The 21730-nt window shown below is 69.8% G+C and carries 18 protein-coding genes; 12 read left to right on the forward strand and 6 right to left on the reverse strand.

Annotation, left to right across the window (positions count from 1 at the left end; genetic code table 11):
• Positions 1-2: 2 nt before the first annotated feature.
• From AB0F88_RS37230 to AB0F88_RS37240, 3 genes are read right to left on the reverse strand one after another with little or no spacing between them, the layout of a single operon-like run.
• Entirely contained in the window at positions 3-1223 is a 1221-nt protein-coding gene (locus tag AB0F88_RS37230) for a sensor histidine kinase (RefSeq protein ID WP_362695494.1), read from the reverse strand.
• The gene (locus AB0F88_RS37235; protein ID WP_362695496.1) at positions 1220-1942 is read right to left on the reverse strand and encodes an ABC transporter permease; all 723 of its coding nucleotides are present in this window, start codon (positions 1940-1942) and stop codon (positions 1220-1222) included. Before AB0F88_RS37235 ends, AB0F88_RS37230 begins: the two co-directional genes overlap by 4 nt.
• Positions 1942-2655, reverse strand: coding sequence for an ABC transporter ATP-binding protein (locus AB0F88_RS37240; RefSeq protein ID WP_362695497.1), 714 nt, complete (start codon positions 2653-2655; stop codon positions 1942-1944). Before AB0F88_RS37240 ends, AB0F88_RS37235 begins: the two co-directional genes overlap by 1 nt.
• A 206-nt stretch (positions 2656-2861) precedes the next feature.
• On the opposite strand from AB0F88_RS37240, the gene AB0F88_RS37245 reads away from it, so the two are divergent.
• The 4 genes from AB0F88_RS37245 to AB0F88_RS37260 all read left to right on the forward strand — a co-directional run bounded on the left by AB0F88_RS37245 (position 2862) and on the right by AB0F88_RS37260 (position 7892).
• Positions 2862-3707, forward strand: coding sequence for an ABC transporter ATP-binding protein (locus AB0F88_RS37245; protein WP_362695498.1), 846 nt, complete (start codon positions 2862-2864; stop codon positions 3705-3707).
• Between the two features lie 56 nt (positions 3708-3763).
• Complete coding sequence (locus AB0F88_RS37250; RefSeq protein ID WP_362695500.1) at positions 3764-4567, forward strand: ABC transporter permease; 804 nt, start codon at positions 3764-3766, stop codon at positions 4565-4567.
• Positions 4568-4632: 65 nt separating this feature from the next.
• A complete protein-coding gene (locus tag AB0F88_RS37255; RefSeq protein WP_362695502.1) occupies positions 4633-4920 on the forward strand; it encodes a DUF5988 family protein in 288 nt (95 codons plus the stop codon).
• 212 nt (positions 4921-5132) lie between these two features.
• Positions 5133-7892: an AAA family ATPase gene (locus AB0F88_RS37260; protein WP_362695504.1), complete on the forward strand. Its 2760-nt coding sequence runs from the start codon at positions 5133-5135 to the stop codon at positions 7890-7892.
• Between the two features lie 16 nt (positions 7893-7908).
• Here the strand turns inward: AB0F88_RS37260 and AB0F88_RS37265 are convergent, their stop codons facing one another.
• Positions 7909-8835: a UbiA family prenyltransferase gene (locus AB0F88_RS37265; protein WP_362695506.1), complete on the reverse strand. Its 927-nt coding sequence runs from the start codon at positions 8833-8835 to the stop codon at positions 7909-7911.
• Between the two features lie 346 nt (positions 8836-9181).
• Here AB0F88_RS37265 and AB0F88_RS37270 point away from each other — a divergent pair, with 346 nt between their 5' ends.
• From AB0F88_RS37270 to AB0F88_RS37290, 5 genes are all read left to right on the forward strand, one after another.
• Positions 9182-10861, forward strand: coding sequence for a 2-isopropylmalate synthase (locus tag AB0F88_RS37270; RefSeq protein WP_362695508.1), 1680 nt, complete (start codon positions 9182-9184; stop codon positions 10859-10861).
• A 345-nt stretch (positions 10862-11206) separates the two neighbouring features.
• Positions 11207-12310 carry a sensor histidine kinase gene (locus AB0F88_RS37275; protein ID WP_362695510.1) on the forward strand — a complete coding sequence of 368 codons (1104 nt, stop codon included), beginning with the start codon at positions 11207-11209 and terminating at the stop codon, positions 12308-12310.
• The gene (locus AB0F88_RS37280) at positions 12297-12944 is read left to right on the forward strand and encodes a response regulator transcription factor (RefSeq protein WP_362695512.1); all 648 of its coding nucleotides are present in this window, start codon (positions 12297-12299) and stop codon (positions 12942-12944) included. Before AB0F88_RS37275 ends, AB0F88_RS37280 begins: the two co-directional genes overlap by 14 nt.
• Positions 12945-13033: 89 nt before the next feature.
• Entirely contained in the window at positions 13034-13786 is a 753-nt protein-coding gene (locus AB0F88_RS37285; protein ID WP_362695514.1) for a 4'-phosphopantetheinyl transferase superfamily protein, read from the forward strand.
• Between the two features lie 153 nt (positions 13787-13939).
• Positions 13940-15682, forward strand: coding sequence for a biotin carboxylase N-terminal domain-containing protein (locus AB0F88_RS37290; protein WP_362695516.1), 1743 nt, complete (start codon positions 13940-13942; stop codon positions 15680-15682).
• Positions 15683-15863: 181 nt separating this feature from the next.
• On the opposite strand, the gene AB0F88_RS37295 is transcribed toward AB0F88_RS37290, so the two are convergent.
• Positions 15864-16535 (reverse strand): response regulator transcription factor, encoded by a 672-nt coding sequence (locus tag AB0F88_RS37295; RefSeq protein ID WP_362695518.1) that lies wholly within the window; start codon positions 16533-16535, stop codon positions 15864-15866.
• Entirely contained in the window at positions 16532-17593 is a 1062-nt protein-coding gene (locus tag AB0F88_RS37300; RefSeq protein WP_362695520.1) for a histidine kinase, read from the reverse strand. The genes AB0F88_RS37295 and AB0F88_RS37300 overlap by 4 nt, the downstream gene beginning before the upstream one ends.
• A gap of 717 nt (positions 17594-18310) precedes the next feature.
• On the opposite strand from AB0F88_RS37300, the gene AB0F88_RS37305 reads away from it, so the two are divergent.
• Genes AB0F88_RS37305 through AB0F88_RS37315 form a run of 3 tightly spaced genes read left to right on the forward strand, consistent with a single transcriptional unit; the run spans position 18311 to position 21701 of the window.
• The gene (locus AB0F88_RS37305; protein ID WP_362695522.1) at positions 18311-19201 is read left to right on the forward strand and encodes an ABC transporter ATP-binding protein; all 891 of its coding nucleotides are present in this window, start codon (positions 18311-18313) and stop codon (positions 19199-19201) included.
• A complete protein-coding gene (locus tag AB0F88_RS37310) occupies positions 19198-20265 on the forward strand; it encodes an ABC transporter permease (RefSeq protein WP_362695524.1) in 1068 nt (355 codons plus the stop codon). Before AB0F88_RS37305 ends, AB0F88_RS37310 begins: the two co-directional genes overlap by 4 nt.
• Positions 20262-21701, forward strand: coding sequence for a S41 family peptidase (locus tag AB0F88_RS37315; protein WP_362695526.1), 1440 nt, complete (start codon positions 20262-20264; stop codon positions 21699-21701). Before AB0F88_RS37310 ends, AB0F88_RS37315 begins: the two co-directional genes overlap by 4 nt.
• The last annotated feature ends 29 nt before the right edge of the window (positions 21702-21730 follow it).

Consider the following 21730-nt stretch of genomic DNA (forward strand, 5'->3'; position numbering starts at 1 on the left):
CCTCACGCATTTCTGGAGTCGGCGGTGATGGCGGGCACCGTAGCAGAGACACCCGTTCCCTGGCCGAGAGCGGTCTCGATCTCGAAGTCCCCGGCCAGCCGGGTGACGCGCTGACGCATCGCGACGAGCCCGAATCCACCCGCGATGGACGGTTCCACCGCCTTGGGGTCGAACCCGGATCCGTCGTCGCGTACGTCGAGCACCACCACATCCTCCATGTATGACAGGGTGACGGCGACCCTGCTGGCCGAGGCGTGCTTGCCGACGTTGGCCAGGGCCTCCTGGGCCACCCGCAGCAGGGTCATCTCCACCTCGGCGTGCAGCGGCCTGGCGTCGCCGGTGACCGACACCGGGACCGGCACGCCCGACGTCTGCGACCAGGTGGCCGCGACGTCCTCCAGAGCGGTCGCGAGCTGGGCCTCCTCCAGCGGGGCGGGACGCATCGCCAGCACCGACCGGCGAGCCTCGTTGAGGCTGTCCCTGGCCAGCGCGCGTACCGTGTTCAGCCTGGAGCGGGCGGCGGGCACGTCGTCGATGACGTTCTCGGCGACCTCGAGCTGGGTGAGGATGGCGGTCAGCCCCTGGGCGATCGTGTCGTGGATCTCCCTGGCCATCCGCTGGCGCTCGCTGAGCACGCCCGCCTCGCGGGCCCGGGTCAGCAGCTGTGCCTGCAGGTTCGAGTTCTCCTCCGCCATGGCGGCCAGCTTGGTGCCGGTCGCCTTCAGCTGCGCGATCATCACCTTGCGCTGCTGGTTCTGCTTCGAGATGGTCTGGATGAACAGGCCGACGGTCGAGGCGATCAGGACGGCGACGAGGAAGGAGAAGATCAGCTCCGTCGGCGGCCGGGACTCGGGGCGGACACCGACCAGGACGGCGGCCGTGGCGGCCACCCCCAGGTAGGCCGTCCATCCGCGGAGCAGGGTGAAGGCCTGGATGAACGCGCCGGGGCCGGCCACCGTGAACACCGGGTCGATCCTGATCAGTGCCGCGATGAAGGCGAGCATCACGACGAAGTAGACGATCGCCACCACCGGCCGCTCGATCCGGCTGAATCGCGATGAGACCATGAACCAGTGCCAGACCCCGGTGCACACCGCCAGGACCACCACGTCCGGCCGCCAGTCCCGCAGCAGGGCGAAGACGGTGGGCAGCAGGATGAAGAGGTACGGCAGGGCCGGCCAGGCGCGGTCCCATCGCGAGACGTTGGGCTCGATGGTCGTCACCAGCGGAACGCCTTCAGCGCGAACCCGCCGGCGACGATGGTGATCGCGACCAGCACGGCCAGGGTGAGCGGAGACGCGGGCTGGCCCTCCCACGCGGCGCGGACGGCCTGGACGGCGGGGGCCATGGGGGTGAAGTCGCCGACGGAGCGCATCGACTCCGGCAGCGTCTCGCGGGCGCTCATGGCGCCGGAGACGAAGACCATGGGGAAGAAGGCGGCCAGCCCGATCACCGTGGCGGCGCGGCCGCTGGGCACCAGGGCGCCGATGAGCAGCCCGATGGAGCCGAGGCTGAGGGCGCCGAGGACCCAGGCGAGGACGAGACCGACCGGGTCGGCCGGCCCGCTCATGCCGTAGGCGACCAGGCCGACGACGGCGAGCAGGAGGCCGCCGAGCACGGCCAGCAGCATGTGCGCGACCCACTGGGCACCGAAGATCATGGTGGGGGCGGCCGGGGTGGCGCGCAGCCGCTTGAGCACGCGGCGTTCACGGTACTGGGCCAGCGTGGCCGGCAGGACGACCAGGGAGGCCATGCCGATGACGAAGACGCTGAGCATCGGGACGATGGCCTCGATGATGGGCAGCCCGCTGGGCAGCGAGCCGCCGTTGCGCATCTTGATCCACAGGATGACCAGGGGGAAGGCCACGGCGAAGAAGGCGGCCATCGGGTCGCGCATGGCCAGTTTGAGCTCGATCGCGATGACGTTGCCGAGACCCTTCATTACACGGTCCTCTCGATGAGTGCGAAGTAGGCGTCGTCGAGGGAGCCGGAGGAGTCCCTGGTGAGGAGCTCGCCGGGGCTGCCCTGGTGGACGACGCGCCCCTGGTCGATGACGGCGATGCGGTCGCAGAGGGCGTCCGCCTCGTCCATGAAGTGGGTGACCAGCACGACGGTGACGCCGCGGTCGCGCATGGCGCGGATCAGGTTCCAGGTCATCCGGCGGGCGGAGGGGTCCAGGCCGGTGGTCAGCTCGTCGAGGAAGACGACCTCGGGGTTGCCGATCAGGGCCAGCGCGATGAAAAGGCGCTGCTTCCAGCCACCGGACAGCCCCGAGAAGCGGGCACGCTTCTTCTCGGTCAGCCCCCACTCCTCCATCAGGGCGTTCCAGTCGGCGGGCCTGTCATAGAAGGAGGCGTACATCCTCAGCGCCTCGCCGACCCTGATGGCGTCGGGCAGGGCGGCTTCCTGCAGCTGGGTGCCGATGCGCTGGAGCAGCTCGCGCCGCTGCGTCTGCGGGTCCATGCCGAGCACGCGCAGGGTGCCGCCGTCGGGCCTGCGCAGCCCGGACGCGCACTCCACCACGGTGGTCTTGCCGGCTCCGTTGGGGCCGAGAATGCCGAAGATCTCGCCTCGCTCGACCGTCAGGGTGACGTCGTCCAGTGCCTTGTGTGTCCCGTAACTCTTCTGCAGGCCGTTGATCTCGATGACTGTCATGTGTCGAGAATCCCCGCTCCACCGGGCCTTCGTAATCCACCGAACGGTTGATGGGGGTTCGCCGTCACAGTCGGGGTTCCATCGGCGGAGGCGGCGAATCAGGCCGTTGAGCAGGCACGGATCGCCGTAGGGGTATCGAAGGGAGTAGATACGGGGTTCCGAAGGATGAATATCGCAAATCCTGCCAATCTCGAACCCTATGGAGCATGAGCGACACAGCAGTACGTGTACGTGAGCTGCGTAAGAAATACGGCGACGTATCCGCCGTCGACGGCATCGACCTGGACATCGCCCGGGGTGAGGTCTTCGCGCTCCTGGGCCCCAACGGCGCCGGCAAGACGACCACTGTCGAGATTCTGGAAGGGCACCGCCGCCGGGACGGCGGTGAGGTCAGCGTGCTCGGCGAGGACCCGGGCCGGGCCGGCCGCCTGTGGCGGTCCAAGCTCGGAATCGTGCTGCAGTCGGCCACCGACGCGGCCGAGTTCACCGTCCGCGAGACGGTGCACCATTTCGCGAGCTACTTCCCGCGCCCGCGCGACCCGGACTCGGTGATCGAGCTGGTGGGCCTGTCCGGCAAGGCGGACGCCCACATCCGCCACCTTTCCGGCGGCCAGCGGCGCAGGGTCGACGTGGCCCTGGGCGTCGTGGGCAACCCCGAGCTCCTCTTCCTGGACGAGCCGACCACCGGATTCGACCCCGAGGCCCGCCGCCAGTTCTGGGGCCTGATCTCGCTGCTGTCCGACGAGGGCACCACCATCGTGCTGACCACGCACTACCTCGACGAGGCCGAGGCGCTGGCCGACCGGGTGGGGGTGATCGCGAGAGGCAGGGTCGTCGCGATCGGCGAGCCGGCCACGCTGGCCGGCCGCGCCGAGGCGGACGCGACGGTCAGCTGGTCCACCCCGGACGGGGAACGCCGCGTGAAGACCCCGACGCCCACGAAGGTCGTCGCGGAGCTCATCGCGCAGTTCGACGGGGAGATCCCCGACCTGACCGTCAGGCGGCCGACTCTCGAAGACACCTACCTAGGCCTTATCGGAGAACAGTTGTGACAACCACGTTGCCGATGCAACCGACGCAACCACCCGACATCCGACCGGTGCAGGCGGTGCGACTGCCCAGCGCCGGCCGGCTGACCCTGAAACGCGGCGCGATGGAGCTCAAGGGCTTCTTCCGCACGAAGAGCCAGTTCATCGTCATCTTCTCGCTCCCGGCGATCATGCTGATGCTGCTGGGCGCCATGTCGAGCAGCAGGCAGGGACTGCCCGGCGTCACGGGTGCCCAGATCCTCACCGCCGGCATGATCGGCGCCGGCATCATGGGCACGTCCTTCCAGAACCTGGGCATCAACATCACGCTGGAGCGCCACGACGGGACGCTCAAGAGGCTGTACGGCATGCCCATGCCGCGTACGGCCTACTTCGGCGGGAAGATCATCCAGGTCCTGGTGTGCATGATCGCCGAGGTCATCCTCCTGATCGCGGTCGGGGTGCTGATGTTCGGCATCAACCTGCCCACCACCGTCCACCAGTGGCTGACGTTCACCTGGGTCCTCCTCCTCGGCGGCATGGCCTGCACCTTCCTGGGCATCGCGATCGGCAGCCTGCCGAAGTCCACGCGCGGGGCCAACGCGGTGATCACGCTGCCCTTCCTCATCGTGCAGTTCTGCTCCGGTGTCTACATCCCCTTCTCCGACGTGCCGTGGATCCTGCAGATCTTCGCGTCGATCTTCCCGCTCAAGTGGATGACCCAGGGCATGCGATCGGTGTTCCTGCCCGAGCAGGCGGTGGTCCTGGAACCGGCCGGCACCTGGGAGCTCCCGATGGTGGCCCTGGCGCTGGGCCTGTGGTGCGTCGTCGGCCTGCTCCTGTGCCTGAGGACGTTCCGCTGGACCGCGCGCGACAGCGCCTAGTCCTAGGGGCCGGTCGGGGGTGCCTTCTGGAAAACTGTTTTTTAATATGTTGTAAAGGTCAATCCATGGAGGTGCCAGTGACTATAGCCCCCGGCTCGACACGAGAGGTTCACGCGGATTGCACAATTTCCGACCACGGCCCGTACGATGTCAACGTCTTTCTCCTCGGCGGACCCGCCGACTTTCCGGAGACTGCCCGGTCCCGACGGTTGGACAGGGCCGACGGAAAGGTCAAGATCCAGTATCGGAGCGGTTACGAGCATTTCGAGCGCACCGAGGAGCACTACCACCTCGAGGGCGACTGCCAGGGGTTGATCTACCGCTGGACGACCAGGACGAGGATCGCTGAATAATCAAGGACAACAGACGCCCGATTCCGTGCGCCGCGCCCCCTGAAATCCGGGCGCGGCGCTTTTTTGGTCGGCCTGGGAATCGAAAGTTGTAGACCGGATGCTATTAAGGGTCACCCCGTTGTGGGTCTATAAGGGGCGGCGTAGCTTATTAATCGTGAACCGGGTTTGCGGACCATGGGAAATCGTTCTCACTCTCGTGAGGGGTGTTCGGTATGGGGTTCTTTGAGAGAGACGCGGCGATGGGCTCCCTGCAGGGGCTGCTCACCGAGACGATCGAGGGGAGGAGCAGGGTCGCGATGGTGACCGGAGTGGTCGCCACCGGCAAGAGCGAGCTGCTGCACGCCTTCGCCGAGCAGGTCTACGACCGCGGAGCGCTCCCGCTCGTGGCGACGGCGTCGCGGGGGGAGAGCGACCTCCCGCTCGGCGTGCTGGGACAGCTCTTCCACAACGCCCCCCTGGGCGAGGGGCTGCGCGAGCGCGCGATGGACCTCCTGCGCGAGGGCGGCGGGCGACTGGAGACCCAGGTCGTCGAGGGGCTCTGCGGGGTGCTGCTGTCGCTGGCGGAACAGCTCCCGCTGGTGATCGTCGTCGACGACGTCCACGACTCCGACCGCGCCTCGCAGATGTGCCTGTCCTACTTCATGCGCCGGGCCAGATCGTCGCCGGTGATGACGGTGTTCGGGCACGCCGACTACCCCCACCAGACGGACAGGTTCTTTCCCACCGAGATCATCAGACAGCCGCACTGCACCGCCATCCGGCTGCATCCGCTCTCGCGCGGCGCCGTGCTGAGCATGGTGGGCGAGCACCTGGGGCACGAGACGGCCGAGCGGCTGGCGCCGGAGTGGCACGACCTCAGCGGCGGCAACCCGATCCTCGTGGCCGGGCTGCTCGAGGACTTCGCGAGGAACGGCACGGGAGCGCCGGCGGAAAGGTACGGCGAGGCCGTGCTGTCCTGCCTGCACCGCGTCGATCCGCCCCTGCTGGACGTGGCCAGGTGGGCGGCGGCGATCGACGATCCGGCGCTCGTCCACCGGCTGGCCCGCGCGGACACGCCGTCGGTGCCCCTGTCGATCCGCTGGCTGGAGACGGCGGGGCTGCTGAAGGACGGCCGGTTCCACCACGAGGCGGGCGAGGAGGCGGTCCTGGCCGACCTCGGAGCCGACAAGCGCCAGTACATGCACCGGCGCGCGGCCGAGCTGCTGAACGGCGAGGGCGCCTCCGACCTGGCGATCGCCGAGCAGCTGAGCAAGGCCGACGACGCCGACACGCCCTGGGCCGTGTCCGTGCTGCGGTCGGCGGCCCGCCGCAGGCTGACCGACGGAGAGGTCGAGTCGGCCGTCGACTATCTCAAGCTCGCCCTGCGCGGCCGCCTGGACGACCAGGAGCGCACGTCGATCGCGACCATGTTGATGCGCGCCGAGTGGCGTATCGACCCGAAGGCGCCGATCAGCCACATGGAGGAGCTCACCGACGCGCTGCACAACGGGAGCCTGCGCGGCAGTGACGCGATCATCCTGGCCAGGGCGCTGCTGTGGCACGGCAGGATGGACGTCGCCTGCGACGTCCTGGAGCGTACGGCGGAGTTCGGCGACACCGACCCGCACACGGTCGCCGAGGGCGTGAGCACCAGGATGTGGCTGCGCTGCTCCGCGCCGCCGCTCCTGTCCCACATGAACAGCTGGGCGGGCAAGAACATCAGCGAGGCGGTGCTGCCGTTCCAGGTGAGCCGGCGCCTGGAGTCGATCAACGCGCTGGTCGGCGTGCTCACCGGCGGTCCCCACGACCGCATCGTGGCCACGGCCGAGCGGATCCTGCGCGGCTCCAACCTGGACGAGATGTCCATGGACACCGTGGAGAGCGCGCTGCTCGCCCTCGTGTACGCCGGGCGGTCCAACCGGGCGGCGCCGCGGTGCGACGCGCTGATCGGGGAGCTGCGTTCCGGGGGCTCGCCCGCCCGCCGGGCGCGTCTCACCGCGATCCGGGCGGAGATCTCGCTGCGCCAGGGAGAGCTCGAGGAGGCCGCGTCGTACGCCCGCCTGGCCCTGGAGATCATTCCGCCGGGCAGCTGGGGTGTGGCCGTGGGCGGACCGGCGGCCACCCTCATGCTGGCCGCCACCGCGATGGGACGCTACGACGAGGCGCTCGCGCAGCTCAACCAGGCGTTCCCGGAGGCGATGCTGCAGACCAGGTGCGGCGTGCGGTTCCTGCAGGCCCGCGGCCGCTACCAGCTCGCCGTCGACAACCCGGTGGCGGCGTTGCGCGACTTCCGGCTCTGCGGGGAGCTGCTGACCGCCTGGAAGATGGACGCCCCGGGGTTCGTCGCCTGGCGCACGGACGTGGCCGAGGCCCTCATCGCGCTGGGCAGGCACGACGAGGCCCGCGACCTGGTCGAGGAGCAGCTGAGCCGGTCGGGCGCCGGCTCGGAGCGCACCGACGGCGTCGCGCTGCGGGTGCTGGCCGCCACCAGCGAGGTGCGGCACCGGCCGATGTTCCTGCGCCAGGCCTCCGAGCACCTGCAGGCGTGCGGAGACCGCTACGAGCTGGCCAGGTCGCTGATCGACCTCACCGAGGCCTATCACGGCGTGGGCGAGTTCCGCAGGGCGGGCATCATCGCCAGCCGCGCGCGGGCCCTGGCCCAGGAGTGCGGTGCCCGCCCGCTGAGCCAGGCGCTCGCCGACGACGGCGGCGCGGAGGACGGGGACGGCGAGACGAGCAGGGTGGTCGCCATCCTCAGCGACGCCGAGCGCAGGGTGGCCGGCCTGGCCACGGTGGGCTACTCCAACCGTGAGATCGCCGCCAAGCTGTTCATCACGGTGAGCACCGTCGAGCAGCACCTGACGCGCGTGTACCGCAAGCTGAACATCACCCAGCGCTCGGACCTGCCGCCGGACCTGACGGCCCAGCCCGGCCGCGTTCCCGGTCTCGCCCGCGAGGGGGCACACCCGGCCAGGCCGGCCGCCGGCCGCTAGCGGCGTGACCGGCCGCTCAGAGGAGCGGCCAGTCACGCACCACCTGCGGCACGATCACGCAGGCGTGCAGCACGTACTGGGTGACCATGAAGACGGCGTACGGCCGCCGCCGGCGCGGCCCGGGCGGGATCGGGGCGCGGCAGAGCAGGGCGACGGCCAGCCCGCCCAGGCACATGGCGGCCGCCGGCGGGTACAGCGACGGATCCCCCAGCAGCAGCACCCCCCCGGCGACGACGGCGGGCAGGGCGAGCGAGACGCCGACGATGGCCAGCCGCAGCGCACGCTCGCCGTGCACGACGGCGAACGTCACGCGGCCGGCCGCCGCGTCGCCCTCCAGGTCGGGCAGGTCCTTGGTCGTCGTACCCACGAGACCGGTCCAGAGCGAGGCGGCGAGGACGAACACGATCAGCTGCGTCCCGAGGTCGATGCCCCCCGCGTAGGCGTGGGCGCCGGCGTAGTAGGTCAGGATGCTGGCCGTCAGCCCGATCGCGACCGTTCCGCTGGTCCTGCGCTTGAGGTGGAAGGGCGGTCCGGAGTAGAGGTAGCCGAGGGCCAGCATGAAGGCGACCATCCCCACGTTCACCGGCCCCAGCGCCACGCTGATCGCGACGGCCGCTACCGCGGCCCCGGCCGCGACCGCGATGGCGAAGGCCGGCGGTAGCTCGCCCCTGGCTATGGGCCGGCGCGAGCCGTTGAGCCGGTCCTCGCACACGTCCGTGACGCCGTTGTAGAGATAGACGGCGAAGACGGCCAGCGTCCATGTCAGCGCGCCCCACGCGGTCCTGCCCAGGTCGCCCTCGCCGGCGACGGCGGAACTCAGCGACGCCCCGGTGAGGAAGCGCAGCAGGAAGTTGAACTGCACGGAGGGACGGGCCTCGGCCAGGCACAGCCCGGTGTGCCTGAGGGGGAGAAACCCAGTCGGGGAACTGATGCTCGTCGTCATCACTGTCAGCCCTTCCGCCAAACTGAAGATCGATGAGTGATCGTTTCCAGTCGTGTCCCTCGCCCGGGACGCATTCATGGCAAGCGCTTACCGATAGAGGGGTCGTCGCAGATCGACGCCAGGTTTCGACCTAGTGTCACACACGGCACCCCCGCACAGACATCCGATGTTTCACCCCGGAGCGGTCAGACGGGCGCACCGGGTCGAACTTTCGATACCCGAAGTGATCCTTCGGTGCGGGACGGGAATACTCCTGACCACTTGTCTTGACCGGGGAATTCAATGGCTATTTGGTAATGGTGAACATCCGAGGCAGTCGGATAATCTCAGTGAAGGAGATTGGGGAATGGGCGCGAACCGGCCTGTAGAGCGTTATTCCGATTTTACTCCCCTCGTTCTTCCCGATCGGACGTGGCCGGACGGGCGGATTAGTTCGTCGCCGCGCTGGCTGTCCACCGACCTCCGAGACGGTAACCAGTCACTCGCCAACCCGATGTCCCCGGCGAGGAAGCTTCGGATGTTCGAGCTTCTGGTCGACATCGGCTACAAGGAGATCGAGATCGGATTCCCGGTCGCGAGCCAGGACGACCACGACTTCGTCCGCCTCCTCATCGAGGAGGACCGGATCCCGGACGACGTATGGATATCGGCTCTGGTGCCGGCGCGCGACGAACTGATCGAGCGCACCATCCGCTCCATGTCGGGAGCGCCCAGGGCCACGCTCCACCTCTACAACGCGACGGCCCCGCTGTTCCGGCGCGTGGTGTTCGGAATGGACCGGGAGCAGTGCAAGGACCTGGCCGTCCGGGGCACGGAACTCGTGAAGAAATATGCCGAAAAAGAGCTCCGTGGCGGCAATTTCCGGTTCCAGTACTCCCCTGAGTTGTTCAACGAGACCGAGGCCGACTTCTCCCTCGAGGTCTGTGAAGCCGTCATGGACGCGTGGGAGCCCGCTTCCGACCGGCCGATAATCCTGAACTTCCCCACGACCGTGGAGCGTTCGCTGCCCTCGGTCTTCGCCGACCAGATCGAGTGGCTCGACCGGAACCTGTCGCGCCGGGAGCACGTCTGCCTGTCCATCCACCCGCACAACGACCGGGGGACCGGGGTCGCCTCGGCCGAACTCGCCCTCCTGGCCGGCGCCCAGCGCATCGAGGGCTGCCTGTTCGGCAACGGCGAGCGGGCGGGCAACGTCTGCCTCGTGACCCTGGGGATGAACATGTTCAGCCACGGCGTCGACCCCGGCATCGACTTCTCCGACATCGACAGGATCCGCGACACCGTCGAGTGGTGCAACGAGATCCCCGTGCACCCCAGGCACCCCTACGGGGGCGAGCTGGTCTACACGTCCTTCTCCGGCTCCCACCAGGACGCGATCAAGAAGGGCTTCGACGACCTCGAGCGCGGCGCGGTCGAGGCCGGCGGGAGCATCGACGAGCAGCCGTGGCAGATGCCGTACCTGCCGGTCGACCCCAAGGACGTGGGACGCACCTACGAGGCGATCGTGCGGATCACCACCCAGTCCGGCAAGAGCGGCGTGGCCTACATCATGAGCGCCTGGTACGGCATGCGGCTGCCGAAGGAGCTCCAGAAGGACTTCGCGACAGTGGTCCAGTCGAGCGCGGAACTGCTCGGCAGCGAGCTCTCGCCCGAACAGGTCTGGGAGTTGTTCGAGAAGGAGTACATCTCCTCCGACGGCCCGGTCGGTGAGCCGTACATCGCCGGCGGGCGGGTCGCCGCGACACTCCACCTCGACGGCGCGGGGGAGCACGACGCCAGGACCATCGGCGCCAAGCTCGCCCCCTGGGGCATCGACGTACGAACCGTGCACCGCGCGGCAGAGGTGGACCCGGCCGGCGGTGCGCTCACGGGAGCCGCGGTCTACGCCGAGTATCGGGTCGGGGGGGCGACGGTCTGGGGGGTCGGCGTGGACACCTCCGCCGTGGGCGCGGCCCTGTCGGCGGTCGGGGTCGCCCTCAGGCGGGGCGGCAAGCAGGCGGCCGCCGTCGTCACGCCGCACGTCTGATCAGGGACCGCTGATCAGGGACCGCTGATCAGGGACCGCTGATCAGGGACCGCTGATCAGGGACTGCGCACTCCCGGCCTCGGCCGCGGGTGCGCGGTTCGCGCTTCGCGGCATTGCGACGGCCTCACATTCGCCGCCGCCGAGTTGCTTCCAATATAAAAATGCTGACTATTTGTGAGATATTCAGTAAAGGGCCCGGGATAATTGAGTTAGGCTCGGGTTTTGCCGCTTGACTGCCCTGTTCACCCGGTGTCGGTTGCCTACTCGCCATCCATGAACCATGATGTGAACATCTGGGGAAAACCCGGAAACGCAGCAGGGGGCAGCAGGGAAGCAGGGGGCAGGATGGCGGAAGACGACGATGGAGTAGCCCGCACGCAGAGTCCGTCAGCAGCTCTTATCGAGGAGTGCCGGGCGGATATCCTCGCCAAGTACGAACAGGATCTGGAAGTCGTCGGCAGCGTCCTCGTCCAGGACGAGCAGGCGAAAGCCCAGGTCATGGCGAATGCCAATCAGATCCTGACCGATATCGCCGCCGCCCTGGACAACGGTCTTCCCCACTCCGACGAGTCGTTCCGCTTCCTGTCCTGGGATATCGGCCTGACCAGAGCAGCCACAGGCGTCCATCCGAAAGAGTCCCTGCTGGCCGCCTCGGTGTTCTTCCGAGCGGCCTTCACCATTCTGAGCAAGTGGATCCAGGACGACTCCGAGACTGACCGGCTGCTCAGGAACGTGGTCACCACGCTGGAGCAGTCCGTCTCGCTCCGTATCCGGGAGGCCGCGACCAGTTACGCGGGCTTCCTGCTCAGCAAGGTGCATGAGGCGCACGTGGCCGAGCGCGGACGCATCGCCAGGGAACTGCACGACCGCATCGGGCAGAGCCTCAGCGTCGCCCACCGGCAGGCCGAACTCTGCGTCATGTACCGCACCAGCGACCCCGCCCAGGCGGTGGTCAAGATGGAGCGGGTGCAGGAGGCCATCCAGGAGGCCATGTGGCGATTACGGCAACTGACCTCCGACCTCCACCCCCTCGAACCGATACAGAGTTTGGAAAAGGCGCTGCTCGCGCATCTCGAGGCCATCGGCGTCGAGGACATGACGGCGGAGCTGGTGGTCAACGGTGACGAGGTCTGGGCGACGCCGGCCATCAGCGAGGAGTGCCTGCTGATCCTGAGCGAGGCGATACGCAACGCGCTCAGGCACGGCCGGCCGTCGGCCATCTACATCAGGGTCGACATCGCGCCGCACGAGCTGCGGGCGTCGGTGATCGACGACGGTTGCGGCTTCGACGTCAACAGTCGTCCCGCACATCACAGCCTCGGGCTGGCCTCCATCCAGGAACGCGCCGCCCTGCTCGGCGGCATGGTCACCATCAGTACCGAAGTGGGACGGGGCACCCGAATCGATCTCGCCGTGCCATTACCGGGGTCCTTCGATGATCAAGAGTGACCACCCCATCAGAATAGCGATAGTCGACGACCACGCCCTGTTCCGCGAGGGGGTGCGAGAGATCCTGGAGGCGCAGGAGGACCTGGTGGTCGTGGGCGAGGCCGGTACCTCGTTCACCGCCCTGGAACTGGTCTCGCAGAAGCGCCCCGACGTGCTCCTGCTCGATGTCGAGATCCCCGGTGACGCGGTCACGCACACCGTCTCCCGGGCGCGCGTGATCTCGCCGGCCACCCAGATCATCATCCTGAGCATGTACGACGGGCCGCATCTCCTGCGGCAACTGCTGTCCGCCGGCATCCGGGGCTACCTGCTCAAGACCGTGCACCGCTACGAACTCGTCGCGGCGATCAGGAGCGTGCACTACGAACCCGACCGCCTCATCCTGGTCATCTCCCCGGAGAGCCTCGCCCAGATGGAGACCGCGCGCACCGAGGTTCTGACGACCAAGGAGCGAGAGGTGCTCGAACTGGTCGCCCAGGCGTACAGCAACAGGCAGATCGCCTCCCGGCTGAACACCACGGAGGCCACGGTCAAGCGCCACCTGCGCAACATCTTCGTGAAGCTCGGGGCCGCCTCACGCATCGACGCCGTCAACCGGGCGATCGACGCCTCGCTGATCACACCGACACGATGACCCCGTCCGCCCCCTGATCAAGTTCTGCGTGACCCCAGAAGGGCGTCGTGGCGATTCTCCTGCGTTGAGGGCCTCCCTACAGTGAAATTGTGAACGCCGAGGCTTTGATCGCGAACATCCTGCCCCCATGGGCGATGGCTGCCGACACCTTCGAGGACCACGCCGATGCCATGCTCTTTCCCGCGGAAGCAGAGGTGATCAGCAGGTCCGTGGCGCAGAAGCGCGCGGAGTTCGCGACGGCCCGGATGTGCGCCAGGAAGGCCATGGGCGCGCTCGGCCTGCCCCCGCAGCAGGTGCTGCCCGGCGTGCGCGGCGAGCCCCAGTGGCCCAAGGGCGTCGTCGGCAGCATCACCCACTGCACGGGCTACCGCGCGGCCGTGGTCGGCGCGAGCAGCGAGGGGCTCACGATCGGCATCGACGCGGAGCCCGACAAGGGCATCGCCAGCGGGGTGCTGGAGGCCATCTCCAAACCCGAGGAGCGCGAGGCCATCCGGGCCCTGAACCGGGATCACCCGGGCCCGTCCTGGGACCGCCTGCTCTTCAGCGCCAAGGAGTCCGTCTACAAGGCGTGGTTCCCGCTGACCAGACGCTGGCTGGACTTCGAGAGCGCGACGGTGACGTTCGACCCGCTGCGCGGCACCTTCTACGCGCGCCTGCTGGTGAACGGGCCCAGCGTGTTCGGCCGCCCGCTGACCGGGTTCCGCGGCCGCTGGATGGCCAGTGAAGGGCTGATCCTCACCGCCATCGCCATATCGGCGCGCTCCGACCGCGTGCAGCACCGGGACCGGGCGCACTACAGGGAGCAGGCGCGCTACAGAGAACGCGCGCCGTACAGAGTCTGAGCGGCGGCGGGGACCGGGCACGGCCCGGGAACCGGGCGAAGCACAGAGATCGAGCGAAGTACGGAGTCCGGGCACGGCGCAGAGACCGAGCGCGGTGCGGAGTCCGAGCCACACCCGAGGTCGTCGGTCACCACGTTCACGGAGGAACGCGTGATGAGGAAGGTCCTGATCGCCAATCGCGGTGAGATCGCCGTAAGGGTGGCCCGTGCCTGCAGGGATGCCGGGCTGTGCAGCGTGGCGGTCTACGCCGAGCAGGATCTGGACGCGCTGCACGTCAGGATGGCGGACGAGGCGTACGCGCTGGCCGGTCAGTCGCCGTCGGAGACGTACCTGAACATCGCCAAGCTGCTGCGGATCGCCGCGCGGTCCGGCGCCGACGCGGTCCATCCCGGCTACGGCTTCCTGGCCGAGAACGCCGACTTCGCCCGCGCCGTCATCGACGCGGGGCTCACCTGGATTGGGCCGCCCCCCGAGGCGATCGCGGCACTGGGCGACAAGGTCCAGGCCAGGCACATCGCGGCCAGGGTGGGCGCGCCACTGGTGGCGGGCACCAAGGAGCCCGTACAGGGCGCGGCGGAGGTCGTCGCCTTCGCGCGCGAGCACGGACTGCCGATCGCGATCAAGGCCGCGTACGGCGGCGGCGGGCGCGGGCTGAAGGTCGCCAGGACGATCGAGGAGATCCTGGACCTGTACGACAGCGCCGTCCGGGAGGCCGTCACCGCGTTCGGCAGGGGCGAGTGCTTCGTCGAGCGCTACCTGGACCGTCCCCGGCACGTGGAGACCCAGTGCCTGGCCGACAGGTACGGCGACGTGGTCGTGGTGTCCACCCGCGACTGCTCGCTGCAGCGCCGCCACCAGAAGCTGGTGGAGGAGGCGCCCGCCCCGTTCCTGTCGCCCGAGCAGCTGGACCTGCTCTACACCAGCTCCAAGGCGATCCTGAAGGAGGCGGGCTACGTCGGGGCGGGCACGTGCGAGTTCCTGGTGGGCCAGGACGGCACGATCTCCTTCCTGGAGGTCAACACCCGCCTGCAGGTCGAGCACCCGGTCTCGGAGGAGGTGACGGGCATCGACCTGGTACGGGAGATGTTCCGCATCGCCGACGGGGAGCCGCTGGGCTACACCGACCCGGCGGTGCGCGGCCACTCGATCGAGTTCCGCATCAACGCCGAGGACGCCGGCCGCAACTTCCTGCCCGCCCCCGGCACGATCACGCGCATGAGCACCCCGTCGGGGCCCGGGGTGCGCCTCGACGCGGGCTACGAGGCCGGGAAGACGGTGCCGCAGACCTTCGACTCGCTCGTGGCCAAGCTCATCGTGACCGGGCAGAGCCGCGCGGCGGCCCTGGAAAGGTCGCGGCGGGCGCTGGCGGAGCTGGAGATCGAGGGGATGCCGACCGTGCTGCCCTTCCACCGCGCGATCGTGGCGGACCCGGCGTTCACCTCCGAACCCTTCACCGTCCACACCCGCTGGATCGAGACCGAGTTCGACAACACCATCCCGCCCCACTCCGGAACCGGCGACATCGAGGTGGCGCAACCGCGCGAGAAGGTGCTCATCGAGGTCGGCGGCAGGCGGCTGGAGGTGGTGCTGCCCGCGGGCTTCGGCTCCGCCGCGCCGGCTCCGGCGCCCAGGACGCCGCGGCGCGGCGGCGGCATGGCCAGGCAGGCGCCGGCGGGGGGAGACGCGCTGGTCAGCTCCATGCAGGCCACCGTCGCGATGGTCGCCAGGATCGACGGGGACCTGGTCGACACCGGCGACCTCGTGGTGGTCATCGAGGCCATGAAAATGGAGCAGGCCATCACCGCCCACAAACCAGGCATGATCACCAACCTCGGCGTCACCGCGGGCCAGACCATCGCCTCCGGCGCCGTCATCTGCGAGATCGTCGACATGTGACCCCGGGGCCGGGGACCCGCTCGCGGACGGCCCGCCCGCCCCGCGCACGACCGGGACCCGCGCGCCGAGCCGGAGAACGAGATCGCCGTGCGGCGCCGCACGAGCGGCGGAACGCACACCGTCGCACCGGTGGGCGGGCTGCCGCCCGGACGCCGTCGGCAGCCCGCCCACCCAACGGCTCCTAACGGATTCCGCCGGGGGAGATCAGACCGGTCTCGTAGGCGACCACCACCGCCTGGGCACGGTCACGCAGGCCGAGCTTGGACAGGATGCGCGCGACGTGGGTCTTCACCGTGGCCACGCTGAGGGTCAGCCGGTCGGCGAGTTCGGCGTTGCTCAGTCCGGTGGCGAGCAGGCGCAGCACGTCCAGTTCCCGGGGCGTCAGCTGGGACAGATCACGGTGGAGGGCGGGCTTCACGTCGTCGCGACGGGCGAAACGTTCGACCAGGCGGCGGGTGATGACAGGCGCGAGAAGGGCGTCGCCCGAGCGCACCAGGCGTACCGCGGCCACCAGGTGTTCGGGTGTGACGTCCTTGAGCAGGAACCCGCTCGCTCCCGCGGCGAGCGCGGCGTACACGTAGTGGTCGAGGTCGTAGGTGGTCAGGATCAGCACGCGGGTGTCCCCGGCGTCGCCCGCGAAGATCCGCCGGGTGGCTTCGAGGCCGTCCGTCTGCGGCATCCGGATGTCCATGAGCACGACGTCGGGCCTGGTACGGCGGACCGCGGCGACGGCTTCGTCCCCGTTGGCCGCCTCGGCAGCCACCTCGATGCCGTCGGCGGCGAGGATCATGCGGAATCCCGTGCGTACCAGTGCCTGGTCGTCGGCGATGACGGCGCGCAACCGCTCGGTCATGTCGTCCTCCACGGGACGCGGGCCTTGAGCTGGAATCCGCCCCCGGCCGTCCGTCCGGCGTACAGCGTTCCCCCGTAGACGGCGAGCCGCTCGCGCAACCCGATCAGCCCCCTGCCGTCGCCGGTCCGCGGCCCGGCGCTGCGTGTCCCGCCGGTGTCGGTCGCCTCGATCTCCAGCCAGTCGCCGTCATGACCGATCGTCACGGACGCGGCGGCTCCGGCCGCGTGCTTGATCGTGTTGGTGAGGGCCTCCTGCACGACGCGGTAGGCGGCGAGGTCGACCCCGGGAGGCAGCGGTCCAGGCGACGACACCTCGACGCTCACCGGCACGCCGGCGGCGCGGACCCGTTCCACCAGGGCGTCGAGCTGGTCGAGCCCGGGCTGGGGTTCCAGCCCGTCGGAAGGCCCGTCGAGACGCTCGCCGCCCGGGCCGGCGAGCAGGCCCATGACATGTCGCAGTTCGGCCATGGCGGCCCGGCCGCCGGACTCGATCGCGAGCAGGGCCTGCTTCGACTGCTCCGGCTCCACGTCCATGACCTTGCGGGCCGCGCCGGCCTGGATCACCATCACACTGACATTGTGGGTCACCACATCGTGGAGTTCGGCGGCGATCCGGGAGCGCTCCTCTGCGACGGCTCTGCGCATGGCGTTCGCCTGCGCCTGCTGCAGCTCGGCGAGCCGATGCCGGCTGGCTCCCAGCTGCCGCCGCCAGAAACGGACGAAGCTCCCGAAGACGCCGACGCTCAGCAGGACGACGAACGGCACCGTCCAGTCCGGCAGCCCGGGCGCGACGTCCCGGAAGGCGCCACCGGCGAGCCCGGCCGCGAGCACGAGGCCGCCCATCGCCAGGAACCGGTTACGGCCGTGGGTGACGGCGCCGTACGCGGCGACAGCGCAGGTCAGCACGGTGATCCAGGTCGCGACCGCGTGTGTGGCCAGCGCCGCGGCCAGCACCACCCAGAAGGTGATGAGCGGGTACCGGCGCCGCGCCGCCAGCGGCAACGCCGTCAGCACCACGAGGAACGCGGTCGGAACGTAGGGCAGGAGCTGGGCCGGCACGTTGCCGGAAGGGTCGCCGGAGGGTGGGGACGGGCCGTCAGGAGGTGGTGAGTGACCGGGCGGGGCATCAGGAATCGAGGGGAGATCGGGGAGCGAGGGCAGATCAGGAATCGTCGGGAGATCAGGAAGCGGCGGGTGGGGTGAGACGGTAGGCCGGAGCCGCAAGTACTCGATCACTTCGGGCTGATCCGCGACAGGGCCGGTCACCGGGTATTCCACCGATACGGTCACCGCGATGACCGTCAGGACGAGCGCGACCACCGCGTCGGCGGCGAGTGCTCCGCGAGACGGCCTCGAGGGTCCGTCGCCCTTCGGCCCCGGGGTGTCCCGGACGCCGTGCCGGTCCGGGAGGACCTTGTCCAGCCGGCTGTCCAGGTCGAGCACATGCCGCCACCACGGCGGTCGTTCACCGGTGTCCACCGGCACATTGTCACGTCTGCCCGTCCGTCCCGCATCGGCCGTTGTGACGGGGGCTCACGGTCTCGGGGAGTACATCGCAGGGATGACCCGCCGGCCCTTCGTCCTCGGGAGGTACGCGATCTCGGCATGACGGCCGACGCGCACCGGCAGGGGCAGTGCCTAGTTTCGTTCCCGCCGTCACATCGTTCTGGAGCCGCGACCGCGACATTGCCCTCGCCTCCCCTCGCCGCGCCCTCGATAAAGCATCGAGGCGCTGTTCACGACCACCTTTCGGACCACCGCTCAGGAGGACACAGCGTGACCGCTGTCTTGGAAGCCCGAGGTTTAGGCAGGAAGTACGGCAGGCGCTGGGCGCTGCGCGAGTGCACCGTCGACATCCCGGCGGGCCACGTCGTGGGGCTGGTGGGCCCCAACGGCGCCGGCAAGACCACGCTGCTGAAGCTGGCCGGCGGCCAGCTGGAGCCGACGGCGGGCGGCATCACCGTGCTGGGCGGCCGTCCCGCAGGCGGTCGCGAGCAGCTGGCCAAGGTCGGGTTCGTCGCCCAGGACACCCCCGTCTACGCGGGACTGACCGTCGCCGAACACCTGCGGCTGGGCGCCCGCCTCAACCCCCGCTGGGACGCCGCCACGGCACGGGAGCGCATCGCGCGGCTCGGTCTCGTCCCCACCCAGCGGGCGGGCAAGCTGTCCGGCGGCCAGCGCGCCCAGCTCGCCCTCACCCTCGGCCTGGCCAAGCGGCCAGAACTGCTGATCCTGGACGAGCCGGTCGCCGCGCTCGACCCGCTGGCCCGCCACGAGTTCCTGCGGGGACTGATGGAGGCCACCGTCGAGCACGAGCTGAGCGTGCTGCTCTCCTCCCACCTGGTCTCCGACCTGGAACGGATCTGCGACTACGTGATCGTGCTCGTCGACTCCCGCGTCCGGATGGCGGGGGAGGTCGACCGGTTACTGGCCTCCCACCACCGGCTCACCGGCCCGCGCGGCGCCCTCGAGCGGCTCCCCGCCGACCAGCACGTGGTCTCCGCGCACCACACCGACCGGCAGAGCACGTACGTGGTCCGCACCGACGCCCCGATCCACGACCCCGCCTGGACGGTCGGCCGGCTCGGCCTGGAGGACCTCGTCCTGGCCTACATGGAAAAACGCACCGCCGACAACCGGCGGGCCGCCCTGGAGGTGTGGCGATGATCTGGCTGACCTGGCGCCAGTTCCGCGGCTCGGCCGCGATGATGGCCGCCGTACTCGTGGTTCTCGCCACCGTCCTGGCCCTCACCGGCCCGAACCTGGCCTCCGGCTACGCTGCCGGGATCTCCGACTGCACCCCGGACAACACCTGCCTCGACTTCTTCGACCGGTTCTTCGGCGAGTACGACATCCCCTTCCTCGCCCTCACCCTCGTCGTGCTCATCCTGCCGGCGCTGGTCGGGCTCTTCTGGGGGGCACCGTTGATCACCCGGGAGCTGGAGGCGGGCACGCACCTGCTGGTGTGGAACCAGAGCGTCACCCGCGGCCGGTGGCTGGCGGTCAAGCTCGGGCTCACCGGCCTGGTGGCCGTGGCCGCGGCCGGCGTGTGCGGCCTCGCGGTGACCTGGTGGTCCGCCCCTCTGGACAAGTCGGCCGTGCCGGAAATGGCGCAGATGGCTCCCGTGGTGTTCGGCGCGCGCGGCATCGCCCCGATGGGGTACGCGGCCTTCGCCTTCGTCCTGGGCGTGACCGTGGGCATGCTGGTGCGCCGCACGCTGCCCGCCATGGCCCTCACCCTGGCCGTCTTCGTCGCGATCCAGCTCGCCATGCCGCTGCTGGTCCGTCCCCACCTGATGCCCCCGGTCACCGGGACCTTCGAGCTGGGCCGGGAGAACATGGACGGCCTCGGCGCGCCAAGAGGCGGATCCCTGCAAATCTTCCTGAGGACGTCGGCCGTTCCCGGCCACCCGGGCGCCTGGGTCCTGTCCAGCAGGCTGGTCGATCCGTCCGGACGTACGGTCTCCGGCGGAGACGGAAGTTCGGGACCGTCGTCGACGATCGTGCGGGCCGTCCCGGTCTCCACGACGTCGGGACCCTGCTCACCGCAGGGACTGTCCGCGGAGGGGTGCCCGGCCGAGATCAACCGGCTCGGCTACCGGCAGCAGGCGACCTACCAGCCCCTGGAGCGTTTCTGGCCCTTCCAGTGGATCGAGACCGGCATCTACGCCCTGCTCACCGCCGCCCTGACCTGGTTCTGCTTCTGGTGGGTCCGAAGGCGCCTGTCATGACCGCCGCCAAGCCCGCCGTCAGGGCCGCCGCCCGGACGGCTGCCGGGCTCGCCCTCCTGCTGGCGGCGGCCTGCACCGCGCCGACGCCGCCGCGCATCCAGGCGGGCACCGCCGGGCCGGCGGTCTGCGCGCCTCCCCATGGACCTCCCGGGGCGGAGACGGCCACCACGATCGACGTCATCGAGCAGGCCTACTTCTGCATCCTGGGCACCTACTACAGCGGCGCCACGCTGGACGCCCGCGCGCTGCTGAGGGCCGGATTCGTCGCCCTGACCCAGGAGCTCAACCGCGCCGGGCGCGAGGTGCCCACCGCGGCCATGCCGGCGCTGACCGGCGACCGCAAAGCCGACTGGAGCGCCTTCGAGACCACCTACCGCAAGATCACCGACCAGGTTCTCGACCTGCGCGACGCACTGGCCGCCGTCACCCTCGAGGCCATCGTGGCCGCTCTCGGCGACAACCACGCCCGCTGGACGCACGACGTCGAGCGCCACCCCGACCACTACGACGGCGACGGCTACGGCCTGGGCTTGACCGCGAACATCGACGGCCCGCAAGCGGACGCCAACCCCGGCACCGCCGTCGGCCCGCTGTTCGTCACCACCGTGCAAGGCGGCGCCGCCCGGGCCGCCGGCCTGCGCCCCGGCGACATCATCGAGTCGATCAACGACTCGGCGCCCTTCATCGACGCCAAGGCCACCCCCGCCATCACCGCCCTGTACCCGCGCTACCCCCAAGCCCGACCGGTCCAGCTACGGCTGCTACGGCAGAGCACCGGCCGCCGCTGGACGGTCACCCTCAAACCCGGCCTCTTCCAGCGCGACCTGACCGAACTGCAGGTGGTGCGGTCACAGCTGCTCGACGACGACGTCGCCTACGTGCGGATGACCGGATTCGCGCCCGACTCCGCCAACCGGGTCCTCAAGGCCATCACCCGGTTGCGCACGGGCCGCACCCTGTCCGGCGTCGTGCTGGACCTGCGCGGCAACGGCGGCGGCAGCCCCGTGGAGGCGATCCGGCTGCTGAGCGCGTTCGCCCACGGCAAGGTCACCGCCCACCAGTGCGCCGCCGACGGCACCTGCCAGACCATGCGCACCGACGACACCGTCGAGCTGGTCAACCTGCCACTGGTGGTCCTCACCGACCGCGGCTGTGCCTCGGCGTGCGAGCACTTCAGCTCCGCGGTCAAGGACCTGCGCCTGGGCCGGCTGATCGGCACCCGCACCGCCGGCCTCATCTCCGGCCCGGCCGGCTCCTACCTGCTCACCGACAACACCCTGCTGAGCTTCCCCACCCGACACCACCTCGGCCCCGACCGCGAGGTGATCGACAAGATCGGCGTGCCGCCCGACCACCACGTGCCCCTGACCGCCGCCGACGCCGCCGCCGGACGCGACCCCGCCCTGGCCAAGGCCCTGACCCTGCTGCACACCTGACCCTGCTGCACCCGCGAAGGGATCCCTCC

The sequence above is a fragment of the Streptosporangium sp. NPDC023963 genome (assembly GCF_040639135.1).
Classification (GTDB): Bacteria; Actinomycetota; Actinomycetes; order Streptosporangiales; family Streptosporangiaceae; genus Streptosporangium.